Source organism: Microbacterium sp. NPDC087591 (assembly GCF_044743625.1).
GTDB lineage: Bacteria > Actinomycetota > Actinomycetes > Actinomycetales > Microbacteriaceae > Microbacterium.
Window position 1 is genome coordinate 1,590,555 of record NZ_JBIUWU010000001.1, and the last position, 14,734, is coordinate 1,605,288.

Sequence of the window (14,734 nt, forward strand, 5' to 3'; positions counted from 1 at the left end):
CGGGTCGGCGGCACCGGCTACTCGATCTGCCCGATCGGCTCGCGCTTCTCGGCCTGGAACTGATCCTCCGCACGTCCACGCGCCCAGTAGGCCGAGATCGACAGCGACTCCCGCGGCACCTCGCGCTGCTTCAGCAGAGCGCGCACTTCTTTGATCGTGCCGCGCTCACCGTGCGCGAAGACCCCCGGAGTGCCCTCGGCCCAGGGCAGGTCGGCAAGGGCGGCGAGAAGTTCGTCGTCGTCCTGCGTCCAGCGGATGCTCACACCCGAGGGCAACGCGGGAAGGATGCGGTCCGCCGGATCGGCCACGCTGAGCAGCACATGGCCCTGCGCCGCCACATCCAAGGCCTCGACGGCGGAGGAGATCGCCGGGAGAGCGGTGTGGTCTCCGATGAGCAGATGCCAGGGCGCGGCGGCATCCGGACGGTAGCCGCCACCGGCGCCGCTGACGACGATCGTGTCACCCGGCTGAGCGGCCCGCGCCCAGGGGCCGGCGACGCCCTCGTCACCGTGCACGACGAAGTCGATGACGATCTGCCGCGCCTCGGCGTCGGCCGAACGGATCGTGTAGGTCCGTCGCGTGGGGAGCTTCTCGGGCTCCTCGGCGCGCAGCTGCGCCAGATCGTAGGGAGGGGTCAACCCGTGACGCGGATCGGAGAAGAGGATCTTGGCGTACTTGTCGGTGAAGAGGTTGTCGTTGTAGTCGGCGAACCCGTCGCCTCCCGCCGTGATCCGGATCAGATCCGGGCTCACCTGCTCCACCTGCTGCACGGTGAGGACGGCCTGGCTGGGCGCTTTGCGGGGCTGCTCTTGATTCATCACGTCTCCGGAGGTCTGCGGATGGTCCTCCCCCAGTCTGCCGGTGACGGAGCGGTTGGGGGCCGCGCCGTGCCACCGCGATGGCACGGCGGGAAAATCGTCGGTAAGGAAGTGGTTCGTCGTCCGAAAGGGCGCGCGTCTTCCGTCGCGACAGGGGCCTGCGCAGCGGTGTGATGAGAAGCGGATCATCAGCATCTCTCGACACCCGGACGGACGAGCATGAACAAGGGGCCTTTCGATCTTGCCGTGGGCAGCGACCTCGTGATGGGGAGCGCGGCGACGCCTGCGCCGGCAAGTGAAGTGTCTGTCGTCCATCCGGATGTCCAGTACGCCATCGATGCGGTGCCGGGGGGCACCGTCATCGATGCGCACACCGTGGTCTGGCCGGAGCTCGGCTTGGAACTCTCTGTTCCGTCGCCCGACTCCCGCGCCGTCGGCTCCTGCGCCACCGGATCGTACTGTGCATACGCCGGAGCGAACAGGAGCGGCACGAAGCTCAGCTGGGTGACGTGTTCGACGGTGAGTACCGCGGCATTGAGCACCGTTGGTTCGATCGCCAACGCGCGCTCATCCGGCACGGTGCAGGCGCGGAAGGGCGCCAGCACCGTGCTCGGATCCGCCGGACCCGGTGCGACCGTGAATCTGCCCGGTGGCACCACGAACCTGCGCTGCCTCCTGTAGCCCTGCGCGTGGGCCGCTAGTCTGGTGAGCAATCCCACCATCGTGAGCGAGGTCCCCATGTTCGCGTTCGGGGCCATCGGTTCGCTGCGGATCGTCTTCTCCAGCGTCTCGTCATCCTCCAGCACGTCCACCGGTGCCCGACAGCTCCTGCGACGCCGCCATAAGGGCGCGACGACCCGAGCCGCGAGCCCGCACGGGCCGGAGCGCAAAGAAGTCGTGTTCCGGCGACTCTTCGACGACTACTGGCCACGGGTGCATCGACACCTCGACTGCTACATCGATGACAGCGACGAGGTCGACGAGATCACCGCCGAGATCTTCACGGTCGCATGGCGCAAGCTCGACGCTGCCCGGCCGATGCCCCTCACCTGGTTCCTGCGCGCAGCGAACAACAAGCTGCGCGATCGCTCCCGTCGCGTGCATTCCCGCGATCGTGCCCTGGAGGCACTCGTCCGTGGGCTCGAGAACCCGTCGGAGGAGCTCGATCCGCTGGAGGTGCTCGCGCTGCGCACAGCACTCACCGCGCTCAGCGCCCGCGAGCGGCAGATCGTCGTACTCACCTACTGGGATGAGCTGAGCGCCGGCGAGGTCGCCGAAGTGCTCCGAACGAGCCAGAACGCCGTGTGGACGACGCTCACGCGGGCGCGCGCGAAGCTCCGCGCCCAGCTGGAAGGCGGTGGGCAGGGATCATGAATGTCTCCGTCGATGAGCTCGACCGCCTCTTCCGGGCCGCCCACCCTGCACCGCCGCAGGATCACGAGGCGCTCTCCGCCGCGCACATCGCGCTCCGCGAGGACATCATCCGTGGCGCCGTGCGCCCCCGCCGGCACCGGCAGCGCCCGCGGAGGACTCTTCTCTGGGCCGGACTCACGACCGCCGTCGCGACCGTCGTGGCGGCCGCGGTGATCGCCGTGAACGTGCTGTCCCCCACCGGTCAGGCGGTGGCGCTCACCCCGCCCCCGCTCGAATACCGACCCTCCGGCTCACTCTCCGACGTGGTGGATGACGCCGAGCAGGCGCTGCTCGCGCCGCCTGACATCCAGCAGGAGTCGCGAGTCCACTCCGTCAGCTGGGGCTGGAGCGTCGACGTCGCGCAGGACCACGTCGAGGTCGTTCCTCAGGACATCACGTTCGTGTGGGCGCCCGGCGAGACCGCGACGAGCACCATCGTCGCCGGGGACCCGTACTGGTCGGATGCCGAGCGCCCGGCAGACGTGGAACCGAGCGAGTACCAGCCCGGCGATCTGATCGACGAGGTCGTCATCCCCCCTGAGGACTTCACGCTCCCCGCAGCGGCGGCGACTCTCTCCGGCAGTTCGCGAGAGGATCTCGAGCCGGCGCTGGCGGCTTTCGGCGCCACCCCCGCATCGTCATCCGGTGAGCTGCTCTCGGCCATCGCCGGCCTGATGCAGTACTGGACGTTGAGCGATGCCCAGCACGCGACGCTGCTGCGCCTGCTGATCGACACCGGCGACGTGCACGTGCTCGGCGAGACGACCGACCGCCTCGGCCGCGACGTCATCGGTCTCCGGGTCGCATCGGCCACCCCCGAGCGTGTCGACACCGTGTTCGTCTCCATCGAGTCGGGGCGGATCGTGGGTACGGAGAGCGAGCTGATCGAGCCGCTCGACACGCTTCCCGTCGGCGTGATCTCGTACACGATGTGGGATGCCGGTCGCTGAGGTCAGCCGACGAGCGGGCCGCCGATCTTCCAGTATCCGAGGAAGGACACGCGCTCCTTCGGGATGCCGACGGCCGACGTGATGTGTCGGCGAACGCGCGCGGTGGTGCCGGATTCACCCGCGATCCAGGCGTAGAACGTGGGGTCGTCGCGCACCGCCGCGCCGTGCTCGGCGCTCCACTCCGATACGGCGCGTTCGGCTCCGGGGACATCGTCATCGCCACGCGCGACGACCCGGATGCGCGCCAGTGCCGGCGCATCCGCGGACACGATGTCGTTCACGGGGTCCTGGCACTCCAGGATCACGTCGACCACGTCCGTCGCGTCCAGCGTCTGGAGGATCGACCTCACGGCGGGGAAGGCGGTCTCGTCGGCGACCAGCAGGAACCTGCGTGCGTCCCCCGGTGCCCAATGCAGCCCGTAGCCCGTCCATCCCATCCGCCGGTCGGGACCGGTGATCACCACCTCGTCGCCGGGTGCCGCGGACGCCGCCCAGGCGGATGCCGGACCCGCAGGCTCGTGCAGGTAGAAGTCCACGTCGAGCTCCCGCTGCTCCGGACGGATCGCCGCCGGAGTGTAGGTGCGCAGGACGTTGCGCTCACCCTCCGGCAGCGCCTTCCACCGGGTGTACCAGTCCGAGGGGTGGGGCGTCGGTTCCTCGAGCAGACCGAAGTCGGCGAGCGATCCGTCGGGCAGAGGCAGGACGAGCTTGATCCGCTGGTCGGTCCCCCAGGTGGCGAAGTTCTCCAGGGCGTCGCCGGCGAACGTCAGCCGCACGAAGCCGGGACTCAGCACCTTCCGCGAGACGACCCGCACCGGGAAGGCGCTGTAGGCCCAGGGACGTTCGGTGCTCATGAACCCTTCTCCTTCTTCGAGGTGCCGCGCAGGGGCACGACCAACGGCCCGCCCGTGACCGGATCGGCGATCACCACGTTCGCCAGCCCGAAGACCTCGAGCACGCGTTCACTCGTGATCACCTGCTCCGGCGTGCCCTCCGCGACGATCCGGCCCTGGCGCATCGCGATGACGTGCGAGGCGTAGCGCGCGGCGTGGTTCAGGTCGTGGAGCACAGCGACGATCGTCCTGCCGCGCGCGTTCAGCTCCGCGAAGAGCTCCATGAGCTCGACCTGATGCGCGACGTCGAGGTACGTCGTGGGTTCGTCGAGCAGCAGCAGATCCGTCTGCTGGGCCAGCACCATCGCCACCCAGACCCGCTGGCGTTGGCCCCCGGACAGCTCGTCGACCGTACGCCCGGCCAGATCGCTGGTGCCCGTCGCCTCCAGCGCCTCGCGCACGGCGGCCTCGTCGTCATCGGACCATTGCCGCAGCAGGCTCTGATGCGGATAGCGGCCGCGGGCGACGAGGTCGTTCACGGTGATCCCGTCCGGTGCGACGGCGCTCTGCGGGAGCAGACCGAGTCTGCGAGCGACTTCCTTCGCGGGGTAGGTCGCAATGGACCTGCCATCGAGCACCACCTCGCCGCGCGAGGGGGAGAGCAGGCGGGAGAATCCGCGCAGCAGCGTCGACTTGCCACAGGCGTTGGCGCCGATGATCACCGTGAACGAACCAGGAGGGATGTCGGTGGTCAGCTCGTGCACGATCTCGGTGCGGTCGTACGACAGGCTGATCCGCTCGGCTCTCAGGCGGGCGGATGCGGCGGTGGGGGAATCGAGGTCAGGCACGGCGGCGGATCTCCAGGATGATCATCAGGACGAGGTAGGCGCCACCCACCGACACCGTGACGACGCCGACGGGGAGCGTGACCGGCAGCAGGTGCTGCGCCACCAGGTCGGAGGCGAGCAGCAGCATCCCTCCGACCAGTGCGGAGAGCGGCATCGACAGCGAGGGGGTGCGTGCGAGCAGGCGGGCGATCTGCGGGGCCGCGAGCGCCACGAATGCGACGGGTCCGGCGACGGTCGTCGCGGCCGCCACCAGCACCACTCCGATGAGGAGCGCGATCGTGCGCACCACGGACGGCCGGGAGCCCGTGGCCGCCGCGACGTCGTCACCGAGGTCGAGCTGACGCAGCCGCGGACCGAGCAGGCCGGCGGCGACCACGAACGGCGCCGCACACAGCAATGCGACTCCCAGGCCTTCGGCGGTCACACCGTTCAGCGACCCGGCGCCCCACGCCGACGCGAACATCGCCGTCTCGAGCTCGATCTGCAGCAGCATCCAGGTGTTGAGCGAGGCCAGGATCGCTGAGACGCCGATGCCGACGATGATGAGGCGGAACCCCTGGATTCCCCCGCGTGCGGCGAGGAACCAGATCACGGCGGCGGTCGCGAGACCCCCGGCCAGCGCGCCGATCGTGCGGGCGGAGACCCCGGCCGACACGAACACGAGCGCGAGGAGCATCCCGGTGAACGCGCCGTTCGAGAGGCCGAGGATGTCGGGACTGGCGAGCGGGTTGCGGGTGACCGTCTGGAACAGTGCTCCGGCGATCGCGAGGAGAGCGCCCAGCGTGATAGCCGCGAGCGCTCGGGGCAGCCGCCACTCCATCACGACCGTGCGTTCGATGCCGTCGCCGCCCCCGAAGAGCACGGTGAGGACCTCGCCGGGAGAGAGCGGGAAGGAGCCGAGTCCGAGCGACAGGATCAACAGGATCAGTGTCGCAGCGATGCCGGCGGCGGCGACCAGCAGGCTGCGAACGCGGAGGGGCACCTGAACGGGTCCGAGCCGCAGGAGCACACGCCGCGGGCCGACCGCGAGCGAGGGGAAGCGGGGGGAGGTCATAGGCTGCTCGCCTTGCGTCGTCGGGCCAGGGCGATGAGCACGGGCGCTCCGACCAGAGCGGTCACGATGCCCACCGGCACCTCGGCTGGGGCGATGATGACGCGGCCGAGCACGTCGGAGAGGAGGACGACGACGGGGGCCAGCACGGCGGAGAGCGGGATGATGAGACGCTGATCGACCCCGAAGGTCCAGCGGATCACGTGCGGCACCATGAGTCCGACGAAGGAGATCGGCCCGGCCAGGGCGGTCGCGCCGCCCGCCAGGAGTGTGACGGCGACGATCACGCCGATCCGGATGCCCAGGACGTTCGCGCCCTGCGCACGGGCGATGTCGTCGCCCAGACCGACGGCGTTGAGCCCCGCTGTCAGCCCCAGGGCGATCACCAGCCCGACCAGCAGGAACGGCAGGATCGGCAGCAGCACGTCGAAGCCGCGGCCGAGCAAGGACCCGGCGTTCCAGCTGCGCATGGAGTCGAACGCCTCAGGGTCGCTCAGCGTGAGACCCGTGGTGATGCCCGACAGCACGGCCCCCAGGGCGACACCGGCGAGAGTGAGCCGGAGCGGATCCGCCGCGCCACGGCCCGAGGAGCCGACGAGGTAGACGGTCACCGTGACCACCAGCGCGCCCAGGAACGCGAGCCAGATGAACTCCGACGCATCACGCAGACCGAGGAAGGCCACGCCGAGCGCGACCGCCAGCGCGGCTCCGGCGTTGACGCCGAGGATGCCGGGGTCGGCGAGGGGATTCCGCGTGAAGGCTTGGATCAGTGCGCCCGCGACGCCCAGAGCGGCACCGGCGACGAGGCCGACCGCCGTCCGCGGAATCCGCAGCTCGAACAGCACGTAGTTCGTCTCCGCGTCGCCGCGCCCGTTCAGCGCATCCCACAGCACCGACGGAGGGATCGGATTCGCGCCGATCATCAGAGACAGCACGACGGCGAGCGCGAGGGCGACGAGGAGCACGGCGGCCCCGGTCGCTGCTCGCCTCGCGCGTCGCCGGCGCGGAACGGTCTCCGCGCCGGCTCGGGCGGAAGGTGTCAACGGTTCGCTTCGAGGTACTTCTCGATGTCGTCGAGCACGGCGTGCGCGCCCTTCGGTCCGACGCCGGAGACCCAGTAGCTGGTGTCGACGAGCGTCACCGACGGGAATGCCGCGGCGTTCTCGGTGATGGCGGCGGGAACGGCGGATTCGTCATCCACGTCGGCCGCCGTGACGAACACGTGGTCGGCCTGCGCGTCGAGGATGTTCTCCGGCGAGATGTCGGCCTGCAGGCCGTCTGCCCAGTCCTGTTCGGGGATCGTGTAGCCGACGCATTCGAGCAGGCTGCCGGCGAACGACACCGGGCCGTAGAGGCTCAGCGTGGTCTCGTCGCGCGGGCGGAGCAGCTGGGCGGTCTCGCCGTCGACCCCGTACTCGTCCTCGAGGCTCGTGCACCGCTCGTCGACCGAGTCGAGAAGGTCGGCGACCTCATCCTGACGGTTGAGCGCCTCGCCGATGAGCAGCGCGTTGTCGCGCCAGGGGTCGGCCTGCGTCGCGATGAAGACCGTGGGAGCGATCGCCGACAGCTGCTCGTACAGCGCGGAGTGACGCGCCTCGGTACCGAGGATCAGATCGGGCTTGAGAGCCGCGATCGCTTCGAGGTCGGGCTCGGGGACGGTGCCGACGCCCGTGACACCCGTGACGTCGAGGTAGGCAGGGGTGCCGGCGACGTTCGACGCGACGGCCGCGCCGACCGGAGTGATGCCCACTGCGACCGCGGTGTCGAGCTCGAGAGGCTCGAGGGTCACCACGCGCTGCACGTCCTCGGGCACCTCGGTCGTGCCGCGCGCATGCTCCACCTCGCGGATGCCGGACGGGGCGGTCGTGGTCTCTGCATCGGCGGGCTGAGCGGAGGCACAGCCGGTGAGCAGGAGCGCGGCGGAAGCGGCGAGGGCGAAGAGGGTGGTCGCGGGGCGTCGGAGGCGTGCGGGCAAGTCGGGAGCCTTTCTCGGGGCGGAGGATGCGCAGAGCGAGTGTCTACTTAGGTAAGGCTAACAAACTTCGACTTCCCGCCGAGCGACCCCTCGACGGAGTCGGTAAGGATTCCGCCGGACGGACGAAAGGGCCGCCACCGGTCAGCCCGTCGCGGCCTCGCCCTCGCGAAGACTGGATATCGTCCGCGACAAGCGCGGCGATGCGACGGGGGGCCGTGATGGCGATCGAGATCACGCATGTTCGGTTCGGTGGCACAGGCCGCACGGCAGACGAGATCATCCGGTACCGCTGGGTGAACCCGGAATCGGGCAAGGTCGGCGAGATCGACAAGCCCTCACTCGTCGCCTGGGTCGAGGTCAAGGGCGGCGAAGCCTCCGTGGGCTCAGGCGCAGATCGCGTGCGGGTCGCGGTGGTCAGGCCGGGTCGCGGAAACCCCTACCTCCGCACCCATGCGGATGGTCAAGGCGCGAACAACCTCGTGAGTCTCGACACGTTCTAGGCGTCATCGGGAAAGGCCCACTCGCACGGCGGACGCCTCGAGTCGACGCGTGTCGCTGGGAGCTCTCGTCGTCAGGCAGCGGGCTCCGCCGCAATCACAGACACTGTCGCCGGCCCGTTGGGCGCCGTGTAGGTGACATGGTCGCCCACGTATCTGCCGTTGACGGCAGCGCCCAGCGGCGAGCGCGGCGAGAGCGCGCGGTCGTCGGCCAGCACGGTGCGGTCGCCGAGCAGGAATGTCTCCGTGCTCCCATCGGCGAACTCGACGGTGACGAGCATTCCCGGCTCCACGAGACCGTCGTTGGGCTTCACCGCGACGTCCGCGTTTCGCACGAGCGCGCGAAGCTCGATCACACGCGCCTTCTCGGAGAGAGTCGCCTCGCTCCCCTTCGATTCCAGCGTCGCGATCTCGGCCTGCAGGGCGGCGAGGGTGGCAGGCGGCATCCACACGGCAGGTGAAGTCATGGCAGTTCCTTCGGTAGGCAGCGACGCAGGCATGATTCACGTGGCCGAGTCAGGCCCCGGTCGCTGACTGGCGTGCGTCGGTTTCCCTGCTGGAGGCCAGCAGGCGTAACCACCGACCATATCGAGTCGCCGCGGGAAGTCAACCTCCTCGGGGAGCGATCCGGCAAGCGCAGCCTGCATCCAGGTGATATCGAAAGGGTCCGTCGGAGGTCGGAATGTCTGCGCCGCCTCGCGTCCGTCACAGGAGGTCTCGCACAGAGCTCTGCCGATGAGGACGTGGATGCAGCGTCATCCCGCCCGTCACGTCGAGCGTCGCGCCCGTCGTGCGCGACGCCCTGTCGGAGACGAGGAATGCCACCGCCTCCGCGACCGCAGACGGATCCGCCACGCCTCCCAGCATCGACAAGCTGCCCATGTAGGCCACCGCGGTCTCACTGCTGAACGCGGGGTGGCCATTGTCGGTGAATCCTGGGATGACCGCATTGACGCGTATTCCGCGTGGAGCAAGCGCCTCGGCCATGTTCCGCGTCAGTGATTCCAGCGCGGCCTTCGTCATCGCGTAGATGATGTCGCCGGCGCTGGCGATGTGCACGCTCGCGGAGGAGATGTTCACGATGCTCGCACCCTCTCCCATGTCCTCCGACAGCATCTGAGTCAGGAAGAGGGGCGCTTTCACGTTGATGCCGACGTACTCGTCGAAGGTCTCCGGCGTCGCCTCGAAGAACGAGGGACCGAGCATCTTCGCCGCATTGTTGACGAGCGCTGCCACCTGGAGATCCGACTGGGACGCCCGCCGGCGAACGGCATGGACCAGTGCCGCCCTCCCCTCGACGGTGGAGAGGTCAGCCTTCACCAGCTCGCACGCCGAGACGTCCCTCCTCAGCTCCGCCGCCGTGTCCTCATTGCTCCGGTACTGCGCGATGACGTGGTAGCCATCCGCAGCCAAGGTCCGGACTATCTCCGCGCCTATGCCGCCGGACGCGCCCGTGACGATCGCCAACTCACCTGCCATCGACCGGCCTCCTCTCGACCACAGCGCCGGCCAGCTTGGCGCGACGCACTCCGTGCTGCACGATCTCCGCGGCGAGCCTTCCCGCGGGCGAGACCTTGAGGCGCAGCGTGGGCGCGGGACTCGCGTCGGCGTACCGCTGGAACGTCAACTGCAGCTTTCGAAGACTCGACCGCGGCGCCACCCGTTGCGCGACTCTCTCGACGTCCGCGATGGCTTGGATCGCTGTCAGGTGGTCGGATGGGTGATCCGAGAGCAGAGGATCCTGCATGTCGACCTGGAGAAGCCCTTCATAGGTGAAGGCCGATCCCTTCGACGGGGGATTCGACCTGTCCGACTCCGGTGCGTGTTGACGGACCCGCTGGTACACGGCAGCAGGTATCAGAGAGGACTTCGCCCGGCCGATGGCGATGAGCCCCTCGGATGTCTCCAGCGCGAAGTGCTGCACGAGCGATCGTGCACGGCCCCGCACACCCGTCGCCACGATCTGCGAGCGAATGCGACCCCTCCGGTGTGATTCAGCCCACTCCCGCACGGAGATCACCCTCGTCATCGCCATCTGGTCCAGAACGAACACCTCGTTCCGAGGCACACCGAACTGCTGGTGGGCCTGGAGGATGCCGGCCTGTCGCTGCACCTCGATGAGCTCCACCAGCCGGAGCGCTCTCGCTCCGACGGGAACCTCGAAGAGCGCGGACAGGGAATGAGGCGACTCACGAATCGGATCCTGGATCCACACGTTCTCCGGTCTCACCTTGTGCACGTCCACCGGACGAATCCGCGCCGCAGGATCTCGCTCCTGGCCGGCCAGGTCGACGCTCACACCGACCCTCGAAGACTGTGATCGTTCAGCATTCATGCCGGCCCCCTCCGGTCATCGAGCGAGCGAGCGCGCTCTTCGCTCACATCCTAATCCGGGCGCGCGCAACGATTCTCGGATGAGTGGCGCCCCCGCTCTCAGACAGGAGGAGGCGCGACGTGTCGACGGGAGGGACCGTTGATCCGGTCGACGACTCGGTCGCCAGACGTCGAGAGCGGCGAGGGCGGAACCGCGCACCTCGCGGCAGGCGCTACTCGGCGAGCAGCGCCTCCAGAGTCGGCATGAGGCGCTGCATGCGCTGGGGCAACGACTTCCAGCCGTCCTCCAGACCGGACAACACCTGAGACCCGACGAAGACGGTGTTGAACAGCTCGGCGAACAGATCGATGTCCACGTCTGAGCGGACGGACCCGTCTTCGAGGCCTCGCTCGAGGAACGTCCGCGTGACACGGACCCATTCCAGGTACGGCTCACTCGCCTCTGTCGTGACCTCCGAGGACGGCTGGCCGGCGAGTCTGATACCGGCCTGGACCACCTCATCCCGCGCGATGAGCTCTCCGAGATCCCTCATCAACCGGAGAAGCTGCGCGCGTCCGGTGCCTCGCTCCTCCTCGACACGCACCAGCACGGATGTCATCCGCTCCTGCTGCTCATCGAGGACCGCCCGTGCGAGGTCCGCCTTGCTGCGGAAGTGGAAGTACAGTGCGCCTTCGCTCACGCCGGACTCCACGGCGACATCGCGGTAGCGCGCCTCGGCGTACGTCGCGCGGGCGAACACGCGTGCGGCACCGGAGAGGAGAGCATCCCGAGTGTCGATCGAGCGCTGCTGCTTGAGCTGCGGCATCTTGCGTTCAGTCATGGAGATCTTCCTCTGGCCGACGTGTGTAGCTGAGCCCCACGGTCACATCCGGGTACCCAGCATATGTTGCCTCACTCACCGGCCCTTACCAAGCTCGACCGGCGACACCGTCGCCATCTGGATCGACAGCGGGAGCGCCGATGCAACCCACACCGCCCCGAGGGCCAGGACAGCCAACGCGCCGGCGGCCGGCGCTGCGGTGAACGCACTGAGCGTCAGCATCGTCACGACTCCGCTGGTCACCGCGATGCCGCCGATGAACGCGCACTCCAGCGTCACCAGCGTGGCGACCGCCCGGGGCGATGCGCCCCCGAAGAGGTAGGCAGCGAGCTCGCCACGTCGCGAACGGACGGCCAAGGATGTCGCCAGACCGCCGAGCAGCCCCACAAGGATCGGCAGCCACCGCTCGGTCCGATCGAGGAACGCACCTATCACCGAGGACGACTCGCGGTACGCAGGGACGGCAGTGATGTTGCCGCCATCCGCACGCAACGCGGCGACGGCGACGGACACGTCCTGCGGTGTCGCTCGCCAGTCCATCTCGACGATGCACTGGGTGCCGACAACCGTCGTCGCGGACAGCGGGACGGTGACGGCCGAGTTGGTGTCGATGCCCGCGGGCTGCATCGTCCCCGTGCTCGCGGGAAGCACGTCGTCGCCGGCATCCAGGAACCCCACGAACCGTTCCGGGCTGATCGCGCTCCCCACCAGAGCGTGCCCGTCTCGGAGTTCGGGGAGGAGGGTGGCGCTCGCTCCCAGGATCGGGATGCTCCCACCCAGTGGCGCCACCGGACCCCGTCCGAGGTTCACGATGATGCCGGCGCGCTCCACGGTCGGAAGCTCTCCGAGACGCTCACAGGATGACCGCTCGATGGACACCGGATGCTCGTCTGAGGACGCCTCGATGAGATACACGCTTCGCCCCTTCTGCTGAAGCCGGGCTATCGACTCCTCGAAGTGCACCCACTGCGCAGTGAAGGCGATGGCAGTCAGACAGCCCGCGAGCAACGCGAAGATCGCGTACGGGAACATGCGCGAGCGTCTCCCCGTGACATTCTTGACCGCCTCCCGCGCGAGGAGCCGAAGGCGCCATCCCTTCGTGCCGGTCATCGTGCTCCCAGATCCAGCAGGGTGTCGCATTGCTCCATCAGGAGGGGATCATGGGTGGCGACGATGATCAGACGCTCGTCCTGCAGGCGGCCGAGCACATCGGCGACATTCTGTGCCGCTTCGCGGTCCAGGCTCGCCGTAGGCTCGTCCGCGATGATGATGGGGCGCGACATGCAGATCGCTCGCGCGAGCGCGACTCGTTGGGTCTCCCCACCCGAAAGCACAGACGCCGTCGCGGCGACTCTGTCTCGCATCCCCACCTGCTCCAGCGCTGCCTCGGCGCGCTCCATGGCCGCCGCAAGCTCCACTCCCTCCGCCAAGGCCCCGATGGCGACGTTGTCGGCGACGCTGCGCTCCGGAAGGAGGTAGGCGCCCTGCGGCACCCAGGCGACGTCGTCTCGCGACGGTTTGCGCCGCTGGCCATCCTGAGAGAACACGACGGTGCCCGTGTCCGGTGCTCTGAGGCCGGCGATGACGGACAGCAGCGACGACTTCCCGCTGCCCGAGGGGCCCACGATGCCGCAGATCCCGCCATCGACGAACAGCGCGCTCGCGACGTTGAGCACCTCGCGTCCGGAGAATGCGACGCTGACACCCGCGATCTCTACTCGCACGCGTCGAGACTTCCCGGCGGGGCCTGAGCGACGTCCGACAGCAGACGGACTCCGACGAGGTCGGCGTGAACGAGCATGATCCCCGGCTGCCCCGTCGATTCACGCGAATCCACGAGCGGGATGACCGTCCCCTCGGCGTCGACCGCACAGCGAGCCCCGGTATCGGAGATGTACACGGCGCTGGAGGGGACGGTTCCCCACGCTCCCGGTTCCGACAAGGAGACGCGTGCGTTGGCATACCGCATCACCGCCCCCTCCTCCAGCGCAGTGGCGTTGACCCCCGCCCCGGACAGGGCGGTCGCGACGTCCGTCGCGGCCGCTCCGTCGAGAGATGTCCCTTCCACGGACACCGAGGTGTCGGCCAACTGGAGCGTGAGAGGCGCGCCCGAGAACGGAGGCAAGGGGTTCAGGTCGGGGTCTTTGATCTCGACCTTGATCGCCGGTGCCATGCCCGACATGATCCGGTCATCGAGCGCGACTCTGTCCCCCGGCACGACATCGATGGCGGCGACAGTGAACGAACTTCCGACATAGGCCACGTAGCCCGGATCGAAGACGCCATCGACCGCGTGACCGTTGTCCTTCTGGAACGCTCTCACCGCCCTGTCGACCTGTGCGCCGAACACATCGTCGATGGTCGTGACGTCGAGGAACCCGCTGTCGCGCAAGAAGACCTCGAGCGCTTCCACATCGGGACCGCGGTCCCCCCTCGTGAGCGGCCGGTACAGCGGGAAGTCCTGGGCGTACGCGCGGATCACGGAATCGTCGATGGCCAGGACGGGCACGCCGTTCGTCAGCACCGATCCCGCGGCCGTGAGCACTTGCGTGACGGTGCCGGCCGATCCGCTGGTGACGAGGTGCGCGTCACCGAGGTGGACATCGACGACCGCATCCCGCGCCTCCGCGTCCACGCGCTCCCCCACCTGGATGAGATCTGGTCCGTCGGCGGTCACCGCCGCGTGCTCGACGAGGCCTGATGCCGACCACATGGCCACGGCGATGCCCGTCGGGACGAGCCACACGGCAACGCACACGATGACGAAGAGGGCGACAGATCGTCGACCCGAAGGCGACGCGGTCACGAGTAGTCAGAGCAGACGGCGGGGTCCTCTCCGGCATCGAGCAGCTGCTTGTTCATCTCCTCATACGTATCGGCCGGCACCAGCCCGAGTCCTTCCAGGCACGCGCGGAGGATACGCGCCGAGTTCGAGGTGTCGATCCGTGCCAGCTGCCAGGCCGAGTCGATGGAGGCGAAGTGCTCTTCGTAGCACGTCTTGTCGACACCTGAATCGACAGCACCGGACGGAACCGAGAACTGGACTGTCTGATTGTCCTCGCCGTCGATGCGCAGCGAATAACCCGCGTCTTCCAGACACGAGCTGTAGGCGCTGAAGGCTGCCTGATACTCGTCGTAGGTGACGTCCTCCACGGGTTGCCCCGCGTCGTCGGGAACCTCCGGTGTGCCGCTCG

The 14,734-nt window shown here is 68.7% G+C and carries 18 protein-coding genes; 4 read left to right on the forward strand and 14 right to left on the reverse strand.

Annotated features, from left to right (window positions below; all coding sequences use genetic code 11):
- Positions 1-17: 17 nt before the first annotated feature.
- The gene (locus tag ACIOVG_RS07445) at positions 18-818 is read right to left on the reverse strand and encodes a siderophore-interacting protein (protein WP_400870976.1); all 801 of its coding nucleotides are present in this window, start codon (positions 816-818) and stop codon (positions 18-20) included.
- 219 nt (positions 819-1,037) lie between these two features.
- Here ACIOVG_RS07445 and ACIOVG_RS07450 point away from each other — a divergent pair, with 219 nt between their 5' ends.
- Genes ACIOVG_RS07450 through ACIOVG_RS07460 form a run of 3 tightly spaced genes read left to right on the forward strand, consistent with a single transcriptional unit; the run spans position 1,038 to position 3,181 of the window.
- Positions 1,038-1,499 (forward strand): hypothetical protein, encoded by a 462-nt coding sequence (locus tag ACIOVG_RS07450; RefSeq protein WP_400870979.1) that lies wholly within the window; start codon positions 1,038-1,040, stop codon positions 1,497-1,499.
- Between the two features lie 24 nt (positions 1,500-1,523).
- The gene (locus ACIOVG_RS07455) at positions 1,524-2,192 is read left to right on the forward strand and encodes an RNA polymerase sigma factor (RefSeq protein WP_400870982.1); all 669 of its coding nucleotides are present in this window, start codon (positions 1,524-1,526) and stop codon (positions 2,190-2,192) included.
- Complete coding sequence (locus tag ACIOVG_RS07460) at positions 2,189-3,181, forward strand: hypothetical protein (protein ID WP_400870985.1); 993 nt, start codon at positions 2,189-2,191, stop codon at positions 3,179-3,181. Before ACIOVG_RS07455 ends, ACIOVG_RS07460 begins: the two co-directional genes overlap by 4 nt.
- A gap of 2 nt (positions 3,182-3,183) precedes the next feature.
- Here the strand turns inward: ACIOVG_RS07460 and ACIOVG_RS07465 are convergent, their stop codons facing one another.
- The 5 genes from ACIOVG_RS07465 to ACIOVG_RS07485 form a co-directional block, all read right to left on the reverse strand.
- A complete protein-coding gene (locus ACIOVG_RS07465; protein WP_400870988.1) occupies positions 3,184-4,035 on the reverse strand; it encodes a siderophore-interacting protein in 852 nt (283 codons plus the stop codon).
- Positions 4,032-4,862 carry an ABC transporter ATP-binding protein gene (locus ACIOVG_RS07470; RefSeq protein ID WP_400870991.1) on the reverse strand — a complete coding sequence of 277 codons (831 nt, stop codon included), beginning with the start codon at positions 4,860-4,862 and terminating at the stop codon, positions 4,032-4,034. The genes ACIOVG_RS07465 and ACIOVG_RS07470 overlap by 4 nt, the downstream gene beginning before the upstream one ends.
- Positions 4,855-5,916 carry a FecCD family ABC transporter permease gene (locus ACIOVG_RS07475; RefSeq protein WP_400870994.1) on the reverse strand — a complete coding sequence of 354 codons (1,062 nt, stop codon included), beginning with the start codon at positions 5,914-5,916 and terminating at the stop codon, positions 4,855-4,857. The genes ACIOVG_RS07470 and ACIOVG_RS07475 overlap by 8 nt, the downstream gene beginning before the upstream one ends.
- A complete protein-coding gene (locus tag ACIOVG_RS07480; protein ID WP_400870997.1) occupies positions 5,913-6,878 on the reverse strand; it encodes an iron chelate uptake ABC transporter family permease subunit in 966 nt (321 codons plus the stop codon). Before ACIOVG_RS07480 ends, ACIOVG_RS07475 begins: the two co-directional genes overlap by 4 nt.
- Before the next feature lie 74 nt (positions 6,879-6,952).
- Positions 6,953-7,888, reverse strand: coding sequence for an ABC transporter substrate-binding protein (locus ACIOVG_RS07485; RefSeq protein ID WP_400871000.1), 936 nt, complete (start codon positions 7,886-7,888; stop codon positions 6,953-6,955).
- Positions 7,889-8,106: 218 nt separating this feature from the next.
- On the opposite strand from ACIOVG_RS07485, the gene ACIOVG_RS07490 reads away from it, so the two are divergent.
- The gene (locus ACIOVG_RS07490; RefSeq protein WP_400871003.1) at positions 8,107-8,388 is read left to right on the forward strand and encodes a DUF3892 domain-containing protein; all 282 of its coding nucleotides are present in this window, start codon (positions 8,107-8,109) and stop codon (positions 8,386-8,388) included.
- Between the two features lie 71 nt (positions 8,389-8,459).
- Here ACIOVG_RS07490 and ACIOVG_RS07495 read toward each other — a convergent pair whose 3' ends face one another.
- The 8 genes from ACIOVG_RS07495 to ACIOVG_RS07530 form a co-directional block, all read right to left on the reverse strand.
- A complete protein-coding gene (locus ACIOVG_RS07495) occupies positions 8,460-8,852 on the reverse strand; it encodes a GreA/GreB family elongation factor (protein WP_400871006.1) in 393 nt (130 codons plus the stop codon).
- A gap of 238 nt (positions 8,853-9,090) precedes the next feature.
- On the reverse strand, positions 9,091-9,864 hold the full coding sequence (locus ACIOVG_RS07500; protein ID WP_400871009.1) for an SDR family NAD(P)-dependent oxidoreductase: 774 nt from the start codon (positions 9,862-9,864) through the stop codon (positions 9,091-9,093).
- Positions 9,854-10,684, reverse strand: a complete 831-nt coding sequence (locus ACIOVG_RS07505) for a hypothetical protein (RefSeq protein ID WP_400871012.1) — start codon at positions 10,682-10,684, stop codon at positions 9,854-9,856. Before ACIOVG_RS07505 ends, ACIOVG_RS07500 begins: the two co-directional genes overlap by 11 nt.
- Before the next feature lie 247 nt (positions 10,685-10,931).
- Entirely contained in the window at positions 10,932-11,540 is a 609-nt protein-coding gene (locus ACIOVG_RS07510) for a ScbR family autoregulator-binding transcription factor (RefSeq protein ID WP_400871015.1), read from the reverse strand.
- A 75-nt stretch (positions 11,541-11,615) separates the two neighbouring features.
- Positions 11,616-12,650, reverse strand: coding sequence for a hypothetical protein (locus tag ACIOVG_RS07515; RefSeq protein WP_400871018.1), 1,035 nt, complete (start codon positions 12,648-12,650; stop codon positions 11,616-11,618).
- Positions 12,647-13,264 (reverse strand): ATP-binding cassette domain-containing protein, encoded by a 618-nt coding sequence (locus ACIOVG_RS07520; RefSeq protein ID WP_400871020.1) that lies wholly within the window; start codon positions 13,262-13,264, stop codon positions 12,647-12,649. Before ACIOVG_RS07520 ends, ACIOVG_RS07515 begins: the two co-directional genes overlap by 4 nt.
- Positions 13,255-14,346 (reverse strand): peptidoglycan-binding protein, encoded by a 1,092-nt coding sequence (locus tag ACIOVG_RS07525; protein WP_400871023.1) that lies wholly within the window; start codon positions 14,344-14,346, stop codon positions 13,255-13,257. Before ACIOVG_RS07525 ends, ACIOVG_RS07520 begins: the two co-directional genes overlap by 10 nt.
- The gene (locus ACIOVG_RS07530) at positions 14,343-14,693 is read right to left on the reverse strand and encodes a hypothetical protein (RefSeq protein WP_400871026.1); all 351 of its coding nucleotides are present in this window, start codon (positions 14,691-14,693) and stop codon (positions 14,343-14,345) included. Before ACIOVG_RS07530 ends, ACIOVG_RS07525 begins: the two co-directional genes overlap by 4 nt.
- Between the last annotated feature and the right edge of the window lie 41 nt (positions 14,694-14,734).

Bases quoted from the DNA above. Each gene is read 5' to 3' on its own strand.
- ACIOVG_RS07515 (WP_400871018.1), bottom strand. From the start codon at position 12,650: ATGACCGGCACGAAGGGATGGCGCCTTCGGCTCCTCGCGCGGGAGGCG.
- ACIOVG_RS07460 (WP_400870985.1), top strand. From the start codon at position 2,189: ATGAATGTCTCCGTCGATGAGCTCGACCGCCTCTTCCGGGCCGCCCAC.
- ACIOVG_RS07450 (WP_400870979.1), top strand. From the start codon at position 1,038: ATGAACAAGGGGCCTTTCGATCTTGCCGTGGGCAGCGACCTCGTGATG.
- ACIOVG_RS07510 (WP_400871015.1), bottom strand. From the start codon at position 11,540: ATGACTGAACGCAAGATGCCGCAGCTCAAGCAGCAGCGCTCGATCGAC.
- ACIOVG_RS07475 (WP_400870994.1), bottom strand. From the start codon at position 5,916: ATGACCTCCCCCCGCTTCCCCTCGCTCGCGGTCGGCCCGCGGCGTGTG.
- ACIOVG_RS07445 (WP_400870976.1), bottom strand. From the start codon at position 818: ATGAATCAAGAGCAGCCCCGCAAAGCGCCCAGCCAGGCCGTCCTCACC.
- ACIOVG_RS07500 (WP_400871009.1), bottom strand. From the start codon at position 9,864: ATGGCAGGTGAGTTGGCGATCGTCACGGGCGCGTCCGGCGGCATAGGC.
- ACIOVG_RS07490 (WP_400871003.1), top strand. From the start codon at position 8,107: ATGGCGATCGAGATCACGCATGTTCGGTTCGGTGGCACAGGCCGCACG.
- ACIOVG_RS07465 (WP_400870988.1), bottom strand. From the start codon at position 4,035: ATGAGCACCGAACGTCCCTGGGCCTACAGCGCCTTCCCGGTGCGGGTC.
- ACIOVG_RS07495 (WP_400871006.1), bottom strand. From the start codon at position 8,852: ATGACTTCACCTGCCGTGTGGATGCCGCCTGCCACCCTCGCCGCCCTG.